The 13,830-nt window shown below is 61.7% G+C and carries 19 protein-coding genes; 14 read left to right on the top strand and 5 right to left on the bottom strand.

From position 1 onward, the window contains the following. Positions 1-117: 117 nt before the first annotated feature. Positions 118-930, bottom strand: a complete 813-nt coding sequence (locus NKI38_RS06900; RefSeq protein ID WP_352655855.1) for a VOC family protein — start codon at positions 928-930, stop codon at positions 118-120. Between the two features lie 249 nt (positions 931-1,179). Here NKI38_RS06900 and NKI38_RS06895 point away from each other — a divergent pair, with 249 nt between their 5' ends. Continuing rightward, a complete protein-coding gene (locus tag NKI38_RS06895) occupies positions 1,180-1,734 on the top strand; it encodes an RBBP9/YdeN family alpha/beta hydrolase (RefSeq protein WP_352629133.1) in 555 nt (184 codons plus the stop codon). A gap of 6 nt (positions 1,735-1,740) precedes the next feature. On the opposite strand, the gene NKI38_RS06890 is transcribed toward NKI38_RS06895, so the two are convergent. Together NKI38_RS06890 and NKI38_RS06885 are read right to left on the bottom strand one after the other, a co-directional pair. Then, positions 1,741-2,514, bottom strand: a complete 774-nt coding sequence (locus NKI38_RS06890; protein WP_352655853.1) for an HpcH/HpaI aldolase family protein — start codon at positions 2,512-2,514, stop codon at positions 1,741-1,743. A 167-nt stretch (positions 2,515-2,681) separates the two neighbouring features. Then, positions 2,682-3,002, bottom strand: a complete 321-nt coding sequence (locus NKI38_RS06885; protein WP_352629137.1) for a DUF1476 domain-containing protein — start codon at positions 3,000-3,002, stop codon at positions 2,682-2,684. Positions 3,003-3,277: 275 nt separating this feature from the next. Here NKI38_RS06885 and purC point away from each other — a divergent pair, with 275 nt between their 5' ends. The 7 genes from purC (at position 3,278) to NKI38_RS06850 (ending at position 7,097) form a co-directional block, all read left to right on the top strand. After that, positions 3,278-4,072 (top strand): phosphoribosylaminoimidazolesuccinocarboxamide synthase, encoded by a 795-nt coding sequence (gene purC / locus NKI38_RS06880; RefSeq protein WP_352629140.1) that lies wholly within the window; start codon positions 3,278-3,280, stop codon positions 4,070-4,072. A gap of 44 nt (positions 4,073-4,116) precedes the next feature. Then, positions 4,117-4,359 carry a phosphoribosylformylglycinamidine synthase subunit PurS gene (purS, locus tag NKI38_RS06875; RefSeq protein WP_027028126.1) on the top strand — a complete coding sequence of 81 codons (243 nt, stop codon included), beginning with the start codon at positions 4,117-4,119 and terminating at the stop codon, positions 4,357-4,359. 18 nt (positions 4,360-4,377) lie between these two features. Further along, positions 4,378-4,632, top strand: a complete 255-nt coding sequence (locus NKI38_RS06870; RefSeq protein WP_352655851.1) for a hypothetical protein — start codon at positions 4,378-4,380, stop codon at positions 4,630-4,632. Next, on the top strand, positions 4,629-5,297 hold the full coding sequence (gene purQ, locus NKI38_RS06865; RefSeq protein ID WP_023759523.1) for a phosphoribosylformylglycinamidine synthase subunit PurQ: 669 nt from the start codon (positions 4,629-4,631) through the stop codon (positions 5,295-5,297). Before NKI38_RS06870 ends, purQ begins: the two co-directional genes overlap by 4 nt. 84 nt (positions 5,298-5,381) lie before the next feature. Further along, complete coding sequence (locus NKI38_RS06860) at positions 5,382-6,047, top strand: glutathione S-transferase family protein (RefSeq protein WP_352655849.1); 666 nt, start codon at positions 5,382-5,384, stop codon at positions 6,045-6,047. Next, the gene (locus NKI38_RS06855) at positions 6,044-6,451 is read left to right on the top strand and encodes a hypothetical protein (RefSeq protein WP_352655847.1); all 408 of its coding nucleotides are present in this window, start codon (positions 6,044-6,046) and stop codon (positions 6,449-6,451) included. The genes NKI38_RS06860 and NKI38_RS06855 overlap by 4 nt, the downstream gene beginning before the upstream one ends. A gap of 4 nt (positions 6,452-6,455) precedes the next feature. Continuing rightward, positions 6,456-7,097, top strand: coding sequence for a Pr6Pr family membrane protein (locus NKI38_RS06850; RefSeq protein ID WP_352655846.1), 642 nt, complete (start codon positions 6,456-6,458; stop codon positions 7,095-7,097). A gap of 60 nt (positions 7,098-7,157) precedes the next feature. On the opposite strand, the gene NKI38_RS06845 is transcribed toward NKI38_RS06850, so the two are convergent. After that, on the bottom strand, positions 7,158-7,403 hold the full coding sequence (locus tag NKI38_RS06845; protein ID WP_352655844.1) for a DUF1127 domain-containing protein: 246 nt from the start codon (positions 7,401-7,403) through the stop codon (positions 7,158-7,160). 93 nt (positions 7,404-7,496) lie between these two features. Here NKI38_RS06845 and NKI38_RS06840 point away from each other — a divergent pair, with 93 nt between their 5' ends. Further along, complete coding sequence (locus NKI38_RS06840; protein ID WP_352655843.1) at positions 7,497-8,915, top strand: aminotransferase-like domain-containing protein; 1,419 nt, start codon at positions 7,497-7,499, stop codon at positions 8,913-8,915. A gap of 79 nt (positions 8,916-8,994) precedes the next feature. On the opposite strand, the gene NKI38_RS06835 is transcribed toward NKI38_RS06840, so the two are convergent. Beyond that, the gene (locus NKI38_RS06835; RefSeq protein ID WP_352629155.1) at positions 8,995-9,159 is read right to left on the bottom strand and encodes a hypothetical protein; all 165 of its coding nucleotides are present in this window, start codon (positions 9,157-9,159) and stop codon (positions 8,995-8,997) included. Positions 9,160-9,434: 275 nt separating this feature from the next. Here NKI38_RS06835 and purL point away from each other — a divergent pair, with 275 nt between their 5' ends. The 5 genes from purL to grxD all read left to right on the top strand — a co-directional run bounded on the left by purL (position 9,435) and on the right by grxD (position 13,807). Next, entirely contained in the window at positions 9,435-11,666 is a 2,232-nt protein-coding gene (purL, locus tag NKI38_RS06830) for a phosphoribosylformylglycinamidine synthase subunit PurL (protein WP_352655841.1), read from the top strand. Then, positions 11,663-12,175, top strand: coding sequence for a hypothetical protein (locus tag NKI38_RS06825; RefSeq protein WP_352655839.1), 513 nt, complete (start codon positions 11,663-11,665; stop codon positions 12,173-12,175). The genes purL and NKI38_RS06825 overlap by 4 nt, the downstream gene beginning before the upstream one ends. A gap of 133 nt (positions 12,176-12,308) precedes the next feature. Further along, complete coding sequence (locus NKI38_RS06820) at positions 12,309-12,542, top strand: BolA/IbaG family iron-sulfur metabolism protein (RefSeq protein ID WP_352655837.1); 234 nt, start codon at positions 12,309-12,311, stop codon at positions 12,540-12,542. Positions 12,543-12,568: 26 nt separating this feature from the next. Beyond that, on the top strand, positions 12,569-13,303 hold the full coding sequence (locus NKI38_RS06815; protein WP_352655835.1) for a class I SAM-dependent DNA methyltransferase: 735 nt from the start codon (positions 12,569-12,571) through the stop codon (positions 13,301-13,303). A 168-nt stretch (positions 13,304-13,471) separates the two neighbouring features. Further along, positions 13,472-13,807, top strand: a complete 336-nt coding sequence (gene grxD / locus NKI38_RS06810; RefSeq protein ID WP_006332883.1) for a Grx4 family monothiol glutaredoxin — start codon at positions 13,472-13,474, stop codon at positions 13,805-13,807. The last annotated feature ends 23 nt before the right edge of the window (positions 13,808-13,830 follow it).

Genomic DNA, 13,830 nt, shown 5'->3' with positions numbered 1-13,830 from the left:
TGCGCATCGGCCTCGCCGAATTCCACGCCATCAAATACGGCGCCAACCTCGGACTGCGAAATGTGTGAATCCGATAGGTATAGTGACGGGGAGAAAGACGCTCTCGCCGGATGGCAATCAGGCCTTGCCGGGCACAGTCCTGATCACCGTGCCCCACGGGTCTTCGCGGGTTACCGGGCTGGTCACATTGTCCGAGCGCATTTCAACCCAGGCCAGGCCCGACCGCGTGGAATCGCGGCGGCCGGCGCCCGAACTCTGCCATGCGTTGGCGCCGATGTGGTGGTGATAGCCGCCGGACGACAGGAACACCGCCTGGCCGCCATATTTGGCCACCGTGTCGAAGCCGAATTCCTGGTTCCACCAGGCTTCGGCGTCTTCCGGCCTGCCGACACGCAGGTGAACATGGCCGACAATGCTGTTTTCCGGCGCGCCCTGCCAGCCGGCGTCGCCCGCCGGCACTTCGGCAACGACGGACGGAATGTTCAGCCGTTCGGTCGCCATGGCGATCTTGTCGCCATTCCACTTCCAGTCCTGCGGCCGGCGGTCGGCATAGATCTCGATGCCGTTACCCTCGGGATCGGTCAGATACAGCGCTTCGCTGACCAGATGGTCGGAGGCACCCTCGATAGCGATCTTGTCTGATATGGCATGGTTGATCCAGCGGCCGAGATCGGCACGGCTGGGCAGCAGGAAGGCGGTGTGGAACAGCCCGGCGCTGCGCGGATCATCCGGCTTCGCCGAAGGATCGGCCTCGATGACCAGCAAGGGACGGTTGGCGGCGCCCAACGTAATCGCACCGTCGGCACGGCTCAATTCCTGCAGACCGACGACGCTGCGGTAATATGCGGCAAGACTTTCGGCATCGCGCGCTTTCAACCCAACGCGGGCAACGCTGACCGGCGTGGTGGCGGCAAAGGGCAGTTCACTCATCAAATGCTCCGTTCGACCGGCCTGTGATGAAGCTCCCAAGGTGAGAAGCCCCGCGCCGCCTATCATCATACGTCGTGTCAGTTCCAAAGTCAGGGTTCCCTCACACGGCTGTTTCTTTTCCTGACCACAGATCGTCCATCGGCATCGTTCACACAAGACGCGAAGAAGCGAACATCGTGTTCACTATTGTGATCGAGAACGCCGTTCACGGCCGTTGCATGAAGCGACGCCGCTCGCTATCTCAGCGCCATGAAGGTCAAGGAAGCAGATATTCTCATCGTGCCGGGCTACACCAACTCCGGCCCCGACCATTGGCAGAGCCGCTGGCAGTCGAAGCTGTCGACGGCGCGCAGGGTCGAGCAGGCGGAGTGGTCGAAGCCGGTGCGCGAGGACTGGACGGACAATGTTGCCAAGGCGGTCAACGAAGCGGAGCGTCCGGTCGTCATCGTCGCGCACTCGCTCGGCGTAGCCACGGCGGTGCAAGCCATCCCACAGTTCCGCAAGCCGGTTGCCGGAGCCTTCTTCGTGGCGCCGCCCGATGTCGCCAATCCCGAGATCAGGCCGAGGCATCTGATGACCTTCGGCCCTTACCCGCGCGAGCCGCTGCCTTTTCCGTCCATCGTGATCGCCAGCCGCAACGATCCGTTCTGCGCTTTCGATGTCGCCGAGGACATTGCCGGAGCGTGGGGTTCGCTGTTCGTCGATGCCGGCGAGACCGGTCACCTCAACGCGGATTCAGGCTTTGGCCCGTGGCCCGAAGGCTCGATGACCTTCGCCAAATTCCTGACGGACCTGAAGGCCTGAGCTTCCTCAGGACCCGATCGAATCCCTGACGCTGTTGATCAGGGTTTTTGCACCAAGCCCGATCAGCGCGTGTTCCGAGCCCATGGCCAGTAGGCGGTAACCCATCGCCACGACACGGCCGGCAATTGCCGGGTCGACAACATAGATCGCCGCATGTTTGCCGGCCTTGCGTGTGCGCTCGGCGACCGACGCCACTGTCTCCATCATGCTTTCCAGCGTCGAATTGACCGTGGCGCCATTGCTCCAGGCGATCGAGAAATCCGACGGCCCAAGGAAGATGCCGTCGATGCCGGGCGTGTCGAGAATGCCGTCGAGCGCATCGAGGGCGGCGCGCGTCTCGACCATGGCGAAGGCCATGGTGCGCTGGTTGGTGTCGCGCAGCCATTCGGCCTGGTCGCCCTTGCCGTGGCGTGGAAAAGCATAGGTCGGGCCCCAGGAACGCTCACCGAGCGGCGGGTATTTCATGGCGGCGGCGAACAGTTTTGCGTCAGCCACCGAATTTACCATCGGTGCAATGACCGCCTCGGCGCCAAAATCGAGCGCGCGGCTTGCCATGTCGAAACGGCCGACGGGAATGCGCACCAGTGCCGGCTTGCCGGCAGCGAGCACCGGCACCAGACCGCGCAGCACGCTGTCCTCGTGATGGCCGCCATGCTGCATGTCGAGCGTGACGGCATCAAAGCCCTGCTTGGCGACGATTTCGACGGTCAGGGCATCCGGTACGCCGGACCATGCGGTGAACAGCGTTTCATCGGCCGCGAGGCGGGACTTCAGGGACATGACACTTTCCTTGTTAACGATCGCAGTTCAGCCGGAAACCGCGGCAAAGGCAAAGAAAAACCGCCCGGATAGGCCGGGCGGTCGATTGGTCCAATCATTCTTTTGTCTGTCGCAGCTTCTCTATCGCAAAATCGTGGGACACTTTTGCGGAACCTGCTTCGGTCGGATCAGGTGTTCTTGATCTGCTCGATCGCCTGCGCCATCAGCTCGTCCATGGTACGGCGGATCTGATGGTCCGACTGGTCGATACCGGCGGCATCGAAATCCTTGCGGATCTTGCGGAACACGTCGTGATCGCCGGCTTCCTCGATGTCGGAAACAACCACTTCCCTGGCATAGGCGTCAGCGTCGGTGCCGGACTTTCCGAGTTTTTCGGCGGCCCACAGGCCGAGCGCCTTGTTGCGGCGCGCCGAAGCCTTGAACCGAAGTTCCTCGTCGAAAGCAAACTTGCGCTCGAAGCCCTCTTCGCGGTCTTTCATGCTGTTCATGGCGTCCCTCCGGGTCAAATTCGATTCGTCGGCAGTGAATATGTGTGTTGCAGATGCACAAACCAAAAGGTCGCGGGTCGGTCAATACGCTTCGTTGCATGCTGCGCTGCGGCATTTCAGTCCCGAAAGCGGTTGATTGGAAGGATTTGCCGATTGAGCAAACGATGTGATTGGGATAGACCCGGCATTGAACCCTACCGTAGCCGCACTATTTCAGGCAGACGGACAGGAAATGGTCTGATACCGCCTGTCCGGAACCCCAGAGAAAAAATCAGATGAAAAATCGCCGCCGCATTTATGAAGGCAAGGCCAAGATCCTCTATGAGGGACCCGAGCCGGGTACGCTCATCCAGTTCTTCAAGGACGACGCAACCGCGTTCAACAAGAAGAAGCATGAAGTCGTCGACGGCAAGGGTGTGCTCAACAACCGTATTTCCGAACACATATTCAACCATCTCAACCGCATGGGCATCCCGACCCACTTCATCCGCCGGCTCAACATGCGCGAGCAGCTGATCAAGGAAGTCGAGATCATTCCGCTCGAAATCGTCGTGCGCAACGTCGCCGCCGGTTCGCTGTCCAAGCGCCTCGGCATCGATGAAGGCACCGTTTTGCCGCGCTCGATCATCGAATTCTACTACAAGGCAGACGCGCTCGACGATCCGATGGTGTCAGAAGAGCACATCACCGCGTTCGGCTGGGCGAGCCCGCAGGAGATCGACGACGTCATGGCGCTGGCCATCCGCGTCAACGACTTCCTCTCCGGCCTGTTCATGGGCGTCGGCATCCAGCTCGTCGACTTCAAGATCGAATGCGGCCGCCTGTTCGAGGGCGACATGATGCGTATCGTCGTCGCCGACGAGATTTCGCCGGATTCCTGCCGCCTGTGGGACGTGGCGACGCATGACAAGCTCGACAAGGACCGTTTCCGCCGCGACATGGGCGGTCTCGTCGAAGCCTATCAGGAAGTTGCCCGCCGCCTCGGCATCATGAACGAGAACGAGCCGCCGCGCCCCACCGGCCCGGTGCTTGTCGCCTCGACCGACGGCCTCAAAGGCAAGCCGCACTGAATAGCGGCTTGCAACCCGATAGTCAGAACAGGAGCATGTCCAGCGTGATCAAGGCCCGCATTACCGTCACCCTCAAGAACGGCGTGCTCGACCCGCAAGGCAAGGCGATCGAACACGCCCTGTCGGGCCTGGGCTTTGGCGGCGTGGGCGCGGTGCGGCAGGGCAAGGTGTTCGACGTCGAGCTGGCGGAAAGCGACAAGGCCAAGGCGGAGGCGGACCTCAAGGCGATGTGCGACAAGCTGCTGGCGAATACGGTGATTGAGAATTATAGTGTGACGCTTACCTGAGGTTGTGTCGGAGGCACTATGTCGGAAGCCGCGAATGACTTGATGTTCGGGCTTCTGAAGCGCGTGCATCATGAAATTGGTGAACTTCGTCGGGATGTGTCCGAAGTGAAGCGTGAGTTGAACGTGCTTCGAGGCCATATGGTCGCAATACAAAGCGATATTCACAACATCTATGGCATTCTCGCCCGTCACGACGACCGCCTCGAACGCATAGAACGTCGTCTCGACCTGCGCGAACTCGCCGAAACCCAAAGGCCTTTCGAACCGAAATGAAATCAGCTGTCGTCCTTCTGCCTGGCCTCAACCGCGACCGCGACATGATCGCGGCGCTGACCAAGATTTCGGGAAAGCCGCCGATCACTGTCTGGCAGACCGATACCGAAATCCCCGATGTCGACCTGATCGCCATTCCGGGCGGCTTCTCGTTTGGCGATTATCTGCGCTGCGGCGCGATCGCGGCGCGCATGCCGGTCATGCGGGCGGTGGCCGAAAAGGCAGCCGCGGGCGTGACGGTCATCGGCGTCTGCAATGGCTTCCAGATCCTGGTCGAGGCCGGCCTGCTGCCGGGCGCCTTGATGCGCAACACCTCGCTGAAATTCGTCTGCCGTCAGGTGAAGCTTGAGATTACCAACGCCAACACCATGTTCACCCGCCGCTACCAGCCAGGCCAGATCATCCGCACGCCGGTTGCGCATCATGACGGCAACTATTTCGCCGACGCCGACACGCTTGCCCGTCTCGAAGGCGAAGGCCAGGTGGTGTTCCGCTATGCGGACGGCACCAATCCCAACGGCTCGATCAACGACATTGCCGGCATCATCAACGACCGCGGCAACGTGCTCGGCCTGATGCCGCACCCGGAAAACCTGATCGAAGCAGCCCATGGCGGTACCGACGGCCGTGGACTGTTCGAAAGTGCGCTTGGCATTGCCGCCTGAAATCGAGGCGGGCGTCTTGAAAACAGCCGGACATTCCTGTCTCTTTGTCAGGGCAAGTCCGCTTTATGGGGGAGAAAAACGGTCATGAAACTCTATTCGCGACCGTTGTCGCCCTACTCGTCGATCGTGCGGGCGCTGGCCTACATCAAGGACGTGCCGCTCAAGATCATCGCGCCGCCGCCCGGCTTTCCCATCCCGGAAGAATTTCGCGCCATCTCACCGATGAACCGGATTCCGGTGCTGATCACCGGCTCGGGCGAAACGATCGTCGAATCGGTGGTCATCGCCGAGTATCTCGAAGAACGGTTTCCGGAACCGGCACTGCTGCCGCCCGATTCCAAGGACCGCGCGCTGGTGCGCATGTTCGCCCGCATCACCGATCTCGATGTGCTGACCCCGATGATGAAGCTTTTCGAGCTTCATTCCATGCCGAAGCGAAACAGTGCCGAGATCGACGCCCAATTCATCCGCCTGCACCACGGGCTGGCAGCGATCGAAGCCCGAATGGCGCAAGGGCCCTTCGCGCTTGGTGACGATATCAGTTTCGCCGACGCCTGGCTGACGCCGACGCGGTTTATCTTCAACAATTTCCGCGCCATGACAGGACGCCACGACCTGCTCGACGCCTATCCCAAATTCGACGCCTATGAGCAGATCGCCTCGCAGCATCCGGCATTGTCGCGGGTGTGGGGCGAGATGACCGACGGCCTGAAGATATTTCTGTCCGAGCTTGAGATGGGTGCCGCTTGATCAGGGGCCAGACGATCGCGCTGGTTGCCGCGGCGGCTTTCGCTCTCACATCCTGCCAATCGACCCCGAAGAGCACGCCTGTGCCCTCGGGCAAGAGTGCAGCGCTGCTGGCCATGGAACAGGTGGCGATATCGGCTCATAAATGCTGGATCGCCAGCAAGGACCCGGCCTTCAAACAGTATCAGATGGCCAATGAACTGAATTCGTTCAGCGGCACGCCGCGTTTCCTGCTGGTACCTGCCAAGCACTATGGCGGCAAACCGCTGCTGGTTGTGCAGGCGCAAGGCAATTCAAGCCGCGTCGACGTGTTCGGACCGCTGATGAACGATCCGCTCGGCGCGCGCATCGGTTCGGACATTGCCCGCTGGCAAGCTGGCAATCCGGCCTGCGCGGCGACCGCATAGGGCCATGGGCCGTTTCCTGCAGATCGCGGGTCTGGTCATTGGTCTGGCCGGGCTCGTCCTGCAGTTCTGCATCAGCATTCCGGCGTCGATGGAAGCAGGCCGCAGCCTGCTCGGCTCCATCGTTTTCGTTTTCAGCTTCTTCACCATCCTGACCAATATCGGCGCGGTGCTGGTGTACACCTCGCTGCTGTCGCCCACCGGCTATGCGTGGCTGCCGGCATTCGCCGGGACGCGCATACGGGCTGGCGTTGCTGTTTCGATCGCCCTGGTCTTCATCATCTACGCCACGGTTCTGGCACAGCTTTGGCAGCCGCAGGGACTGTTCCTGCTCTGCGACGTCCTGCTGCACTATGTGACGCCGGCGCTGTTCGTACTGTGGTGGCTGATATCAGGCGCCGACGGTCGGACGCGGTGGAGCGACATTTCCTGGTGGGTGCTCTATCCCGTAGCCTATCTGATCTATGCACTGATACGGGCGCCGCTTGCCGGCGAGGTGCCCTACTCGTTCCTGGATGTCGCCAGGAACGGCGCAGCCAGCGTCGCCATCTCGGCGGCGGCCGTCACCGGGCTTTTTCTCGTGCTGTGCGTGATCGTCGTCCTTGCCGACCAAGGCATTGCGCGCACCAGGGCATCAAGCGTCCGATAGGGCTATGCGGACCTACGGTCCGCATTTCCTTTTTGGACCATGATCTTCCCAAAAACCGGGTCAGTCCCAGAACGGCCTGATACCCTCGCGGTGGGCATCGCAGCGCGAGACGCCGATATCCTTGAGCTGATCGTCGGTCATCTCCAGCAGCACCAACCGACTACGGCGGCGCTCCAGCAGATGGTCGATCCATTTTGCCAGCGACCTGAGCACGCGTACCAGGCGGCTGACAAAGCCGCTTTGGCCCGATGCCGATTGGCCTGATAGTTTGGCGCTCGAATGACGGATTGTAGCGATTGTGTTCATTTTATTTCTGCCAGAATTCCAAATTGAACCTTTTTTGGCGCAATGCTGATATGTATTGACTCACAATTCGGTGCAATATAGAAAATTGTCACCATGACAACTTGGCTTCCAGATCTCAGTTCCGGCTCCGGTCCGCTGTATCAGCGCCTGGCGGATTCCATCGAAACGGACATCGACCGGGGGGTGATCGACGCCGGCGCCAAGCTGCCGCCGCAACGCGACCTCGCCTACGACATCGGCACCACTGTCGGCACGGTCGGCCGGGCCTATCAATTGCTGCGCGAGCGCGGGCTGGTGAGCGGCGAAGTCGGGCGTGGAACCTATGTGCTCGGCCAACGCGCCGATGGGGCGAAACCGAACTTGCTGGCTCCAGACCTCAGCGCGGAAGGCACGCGCTATATCGACGCGCCGCGCGGCAAACTGCGTTTCGACAGCACGGCAGCACCAGATATCGGCCAGGGCGCTGATGTCGCCGATGTTCTGTCGCGCACGGCGCAGGACCATCCGCATGAGATTTCGAGCTACACGCGGGATTTCCCCGACCGCTGGTACGAAGCCGGTGCCCGCTGGCTGTCGCGCAATTCGTTTCGCCCAAATGCCGACGCCATCGTCCCGACGCTCGGCACTCATGCCGCGGTGATGGCGGCGATCGCGGCGCTCACCACTCCTGGCGACTATGTCGCCTTCGAGCACCTCACCTACTCGCAGATTTCCCGCAGCGCCGGCCTGATCGGACGGCGCACCGCGCTGGTGGCGTCTGACGACGAGGGCCTCGACCCGCAGGATTTCGAGCGCGTCTGCGCGCAAAAGCATCCCAGGATGATCTTCCTGATGCCGACGGCGCAGAACCCGACGCTGGTGACCTTGTCGGCGGCGCGCCGCGAAGCAATCGCGCGTGTCGCACGCGAATACAATGTCGTCCTCATCGAAGACGATCTCTATGGCAATTTGACCGATGATCCGACGCCGTTGCTGGCCGAATATGCCCCAGAACGCACCATTGTCGCCGGCGGCCTGTCGAAGTCGGTCGCAGCCGGTGTGCGCGGCGGATGGCTTTCCTGCCCGCCCGCCTACCGCCACCGCATCCGCGTCGCCCACAAGATGATGACCGGCGGCATGCCCTTCCTGCTGGCGGAGGTGAATACAAGGCTGGTGCTGTCGGGTCAGGCGGATGAGATACGCAAGCGCAGTATCGCCGAAATCCGCGCCCGCATCGCCATCGTGCGCGAGACTTTGGCCGGCTTCGCGTTCAAGTCACACGACAGCGTGCCCTTTGTCTGGCTGACCCTGCCCGACCCTTGGCTTTCCGGCACCTTCAAGAACGCCTGCCTGGAGCATGGCGTGCTGATCGACGACGAGGACGAGTTCAAGGCCGGCCGTTCCGAGCAGGTTTTCCACGGCGTCCGCTTCGGCGTTTCGCAGCCAAGACAGCGCAAGGACATCGCCGAAGGCGTTGCGGTGATCCGGCGACTTCTCGATGAAGGCCGTGCCGGCTACGACAGCTTCTCCTGAGCCAGCTCGCGACTGACGCCCCCTTCATTTCTGGAGCGTCGGCTTGGCGCAGAGCGGCCCCTAAAACCTAGCTCTCAGATCAGCCCTCTGCCTTGAAGTTCTTGGCTTCCTTCTCAGCCTTTTCTTTCCCGTGCTTCTCAGCCAACTCCTTGGCCTGCCCAGGCGAAACGTCGGTGGTCTCCGCGATATGCATAGCCTCCTTGTCCGAGAGGCGATTGTCTTTCTTGCCTTGCTTGGTGGCCATGGTCCAAATCTCCTGATTGGTTGGAGACCTAACGGCCGGGATGTCATCCCGTTCCCAAATGCGGTGCAGAAGCGGTTCACGAACAGACAACAACGTTTCCCCGACTGCCGCTACGTGCCGATCGATGGGCGCGCCGAAGCCGCGATCTCGTCGCACCCGTCGTCACCTTGTAGCTTTCCGCTGTTTTTCAGCATCCGATGGGGTGTATTGGCTCCCAAGCTTGCGATAAGACGAGACTCAAAATCCCAATGCGCCCCGGATAAAAATCGCCGCCCATGACCATTTCCAATTCCGTGCCGATCACCCCCGAACTCATCGCCGCGCACGGGCTGAAGCCCGATGAGTATCAGCGCATTCTCGATCTTGTCGGGCGCGAACCGAGTTTCACCGAACTCGGCATCTTCTCGGCGATGTGGAACGAGCACTGCTCCTACAAATCCTCGAAGAAGTGGCTGCGCACGCTGCCTACCGCCGGTCCACAAGTCATCCAGGGCCCGGGCGAGAATGCCGGCGTGGTCGACATCGGTGACGGCGACTGCGTCGTCTTCAAGATGGAGAGCCATAACCACCCGTCCTACATCGAGCCCTACCAGGGTGCGGCGACCGGCGTCGGCGGCATATTGCGCGACGTCTTCACCATGGGCGCGCGGCCGATCGCGGCAATGAATGCACTGCGCTTTGGTTCACCTGACCATCCCAAGACCAGGCACCTCGTCTCCGGCGTGGTTTCTGGCGTCGGTGGCTATGGCAATGCCTTCGGCGTGCCAACGGTCGGCGGCGAGGTCAATTTCGACGCCCGCTACAACGGCAACATCCTGGTCAACGCTTTTGCAGCCGGCATAGCCAAGACAGACGCGATCTTCCTGTCCGAGGCCAAGGGGGTCGGCCTGCCGGTCGTCTATCTCGGCGCCAAGACCGGCCGCGACGGCGTCGGCGGCGCCACGATGGCGTCGGCTGAATTCGACGACAAGATCGACGAGAAGCGCCCGACCGTGCAGGTCGGCGACCCTTTCACCGAAAAGTGCCTGCTGGAAGCGTGCCTCGAACTGATGGCCTCTGGCGCCGTCATCGCCATCCAGGACATGGGTGCGGCCGGCCTCACCTGTTCGGCGGTCGAGATGGGCGCCAAGGGCGACCTCGGCATCGAACTCGATCTCGACAAGGTGCCGGTGCGCGAAGAGCGCATGAGCGCCTACGAAATGATGCTGTCGGAAAGCCAGGAGCGCATGCTGATGGTGCTGCGCCCCGAGAAGGAAAAGGAAGCCGAAGCGATCTTTCACAAATGGGGGCTCGACTTCGCCATCGTCGGCAAGACCACCGACGATCTGCGTTTTCGCGTGCTGCACCAAGGGGATCAGGTCGCCGACCTGCCGATCAAGGATCTCGGCGACAAGGCACCGGAATACGACAGGCCGTGGGTCGAGCCGAAGAAGCCGGCGCCGCTGGCCGCCGATGATGTGCCGCAGGCCGATGTTGCCGATGCGCTCCTGAAGCTGCTCGGCGGTCCCGACCTGTCCTCGCGCCGCTGGGTCTGGGAACAATACGACACGCTGATCCAGGGCAATTCACTGCAGCTTCCCGGCGGCGATGCCGGTGTGGTGCGCGTCGATGGCCATCCCACCAAGGCGCTCGCCTTCTCCTCCGACGTGACGCCGCGCTATTGCGAGGCGGACCCCTATGAAGGCGGCAAGCAAGCGGTGGCCGAATGCTGGCGCAATCTCACCGCCACCGGCGCCCTGCCGCTCGCCGCCACCGACAATCTCAATTTCGGCAATCCGGAACGGCCCGAAATCATGGGCCAGTTGGTCGGCGCGGTGAAAGGCATCGGCGAGGCCTGCCGCGCACTCGGCTTCCCGATCGTCTCCGGCAATGTCTCGCTCTACAACGAGACCAACGGCCAGGGCATTTTGCCGACGCCGACAATCGGCGGCGTCGGACTGATCGCCGACTGGTCGAAGATGGTGCGAACCGGCTTTGCCGCGCAAGGCCAGATGATCCTGCTGGTCGGCGCGCCGGCAGCCTGGGGAACGCATCTTGGCCAGTCGGTCTATTTCAGGGACATCCACGGCCGCACGGATGGCCCGCCGCCGCCGGTCGACCTCGATCATGAAAAGCGCGTCGGCGACCATGTGCGCGCGCTCATCGCATCCGGCATCGTCACGGCGGCCCATGACGTGTCCGATGGCGGTATCGCGGTGGCTTTGGCCGAAATGGCGATGGCCTCCGGCATCGGCGCGACCGTTCCCGGGCTTGTCGGCACCGATCCCATCCCGGTCTGGTTCGGCGAGGATCAGGGTCGCTATCTCCTGACGCTGTCGATCGACCCGCATGGCGATGACTGGGACGCCATCCGCAAACAGCAGGGCGAACTCGGCATTTTCGCGCCATGGATCGGCTCGACAGGCGGCAGCGCTTTGAAGCTTGGCGAGGCGCGGGCAATCCCGGTCAGCGACTTGACCGGGGCCCACGAAGGCTGGTTCCCCCGCTTCATGGATCAGGCCATTTGAGCAAACTGGCTGCCCGGGCGCTGCTTGCAGTCGTCTTCTGGCCGTCGCTGTTCTTCTTCTGGTTCCTCGGGCCGTTTGTCTTTTTCCTGCTGTCGACGACCTCGAGTGAGGTTTGCGCCCGGCTGGAAACGCGCGCGGAGTTTCTTGCCGCGGCCAATGGCGCCATCCCGATGCTCGTCGCGCAAAACCTCATCTACGCGATCCCGATCATCTGCCTGGTGCTGTGGGGCCGCCTTGCGCCGGATCCGGCACGGGCAAGGCATATCGTCACCTGCATCAAGCTTTTTGCCTGCGCGGCCGTCATAGGGGCGCTGTGGGAGTACGGCGCGTCGCTTGTCTGCGACGGTTACGGACAACCGTTCTTCTCGCCGCTCTGGCGGATGACGAGTTATCTTCCCATTGTCAGCCTGGTTATCAACGTTCCCCTCTATGTGCTGGCCTTCAGCCTTGGCCGCGCTTTCTCGACACGCGAGGACGTTGTCGAGGATGAAGCAAGCCCACCGACCTAGGTCTTCCCTGTGGTTCTCGGACCGTCTTGCCCTTGGCGGGACAGAACGGCTTCAATCCGGACCGGAAAGGCTTTAGGCTCGCCCGACTCTCATCTCATGGCCGGCTACCGGCCGCTCGAAACAGGATTCTGCCATGGCAATGGATGCCCACGAAATCGAAAAACTGATCAAGGATGGCATTCCGGACGCCAAGGTGACGATTCGCGATCTCGCTGGCGACGGTGACCATTATGCGGCCGAGGTGGTGGCCGAAAGCTTTCGGGGAAAAACCCGCGTGCAGCAGCACCAGATGGTCTATGACGCGCTGAAGGGCAATATGGGCGGCGTGCTGCACGCGCTGGCGCTGCAGACCAGCGTTCCGGACTAATACGCACAAGAACGAAGACGGCAACCATGACCAGCAGCAGCGATACGCCAATCGCCAGGCGAGCCTATGCCTCGTTTGCCGATCGCTATGATGCGCTTGCTCCAGGCAAGCCGCACAATGCGCTCTATGAGCGCCCGGCGTCGCTGGCGCTTGTCGGCGACGTCGCCGGACTCGACATTCTCGATGCTGGCTGCGGCTCCGGCATCTGCTCGGAAAAGCTGGCACAGGTCGGTGCGCGCGTCAGGGCATTCGATGTTACGCCGGAGATGGCGGCAATCGCCAGCCAACGATGCGCCGGGCTCGATGTCGAGATCCGTGTCGGCGACATGACGAAACCTCTGGACTGGCTCGCCGATCACAGTGTCGACGGCGTGCTGTGTGCGCTGGCGCTCGACTATGCCGAGACCCTCAAGCCGGTTTTCTCGGAATTCTATCGCGTCGCACGACCAGGCGGCTGGCTGGTCTTCTCGATGGGTCACCCGATGCGCGACTGGGCGGATGCCCGCAGTCGGGGCGAGAAGAGCTATTTCGAGACCAATCGCTGGGGCATGCACTGGGGCGGTTTCGGGGAACCCAATCCCTATGTCGAATCCTACCGCAGGCCACTCGGCGACATTCTCAACGGCCTTGTCGACACCGGCTGGACACTCGACCGTTTTGTCGAGCCACTTCCCTTGCCGGAAATGGAAACCGTCGATCCCCGGCACTTTGCCGAACTGAGCCTGGCGCCGGCATTCATCTGCGTGCGTGCGCGCAAATAACATTGCCCGATCGGCAACAGGGATCGCAACGGCCGCTTGGCCCAACACGGCCCATCCTTTGCGCCATTTCAGCCACGGCACGGCTAAAGTCTTGTTTCGAGCAATCGTTGGGTTTATTTGAAGGGAAATGTTTCGAGCCTGACTCCCACAGGCGGGAAAGGATATTCCATGAGTGGCATCAACGACTACATCGACAACGAAGTGAAGGGCAACGACGTCGTCCTTTTCATGAAGGGCACGCCCGGTTTCCCGCAATGCGGATTTTCCGGCCAGGTCGTCCAGATTCTTGACTATATCGGCGCCGACTACAAAGGCGTGAATGTTCTGGACTCCGCCGAGCTGCGCCAGGGCATCAAGGAATATTCCAACTGGCCGACGATCCCACAGCTCTACGTGAAGGGCGAATTCGTCGGCGGCTGCGATATCATCCGCGAGATGTTCCAGGCGGGCGAACTCCAGACATTCCTCGTCGAAAAGGGCGTCAGCGTCAAAGGCGCCGCCTGACTTCTGTTTTCGTGCATGTCGTC

The organism is Mesorhizobium sp. M0621 (assembly GCF_040320745.1).
Classification (GTDB): Bacteria; Pseudomonadota; Alphaproteobacteria; order Rhizobiales; family Rhizobiaceae; genus Mesorhizobium.
This window is presented reverse-complemented; position numbering and strand designations above follow the sequence as displayed.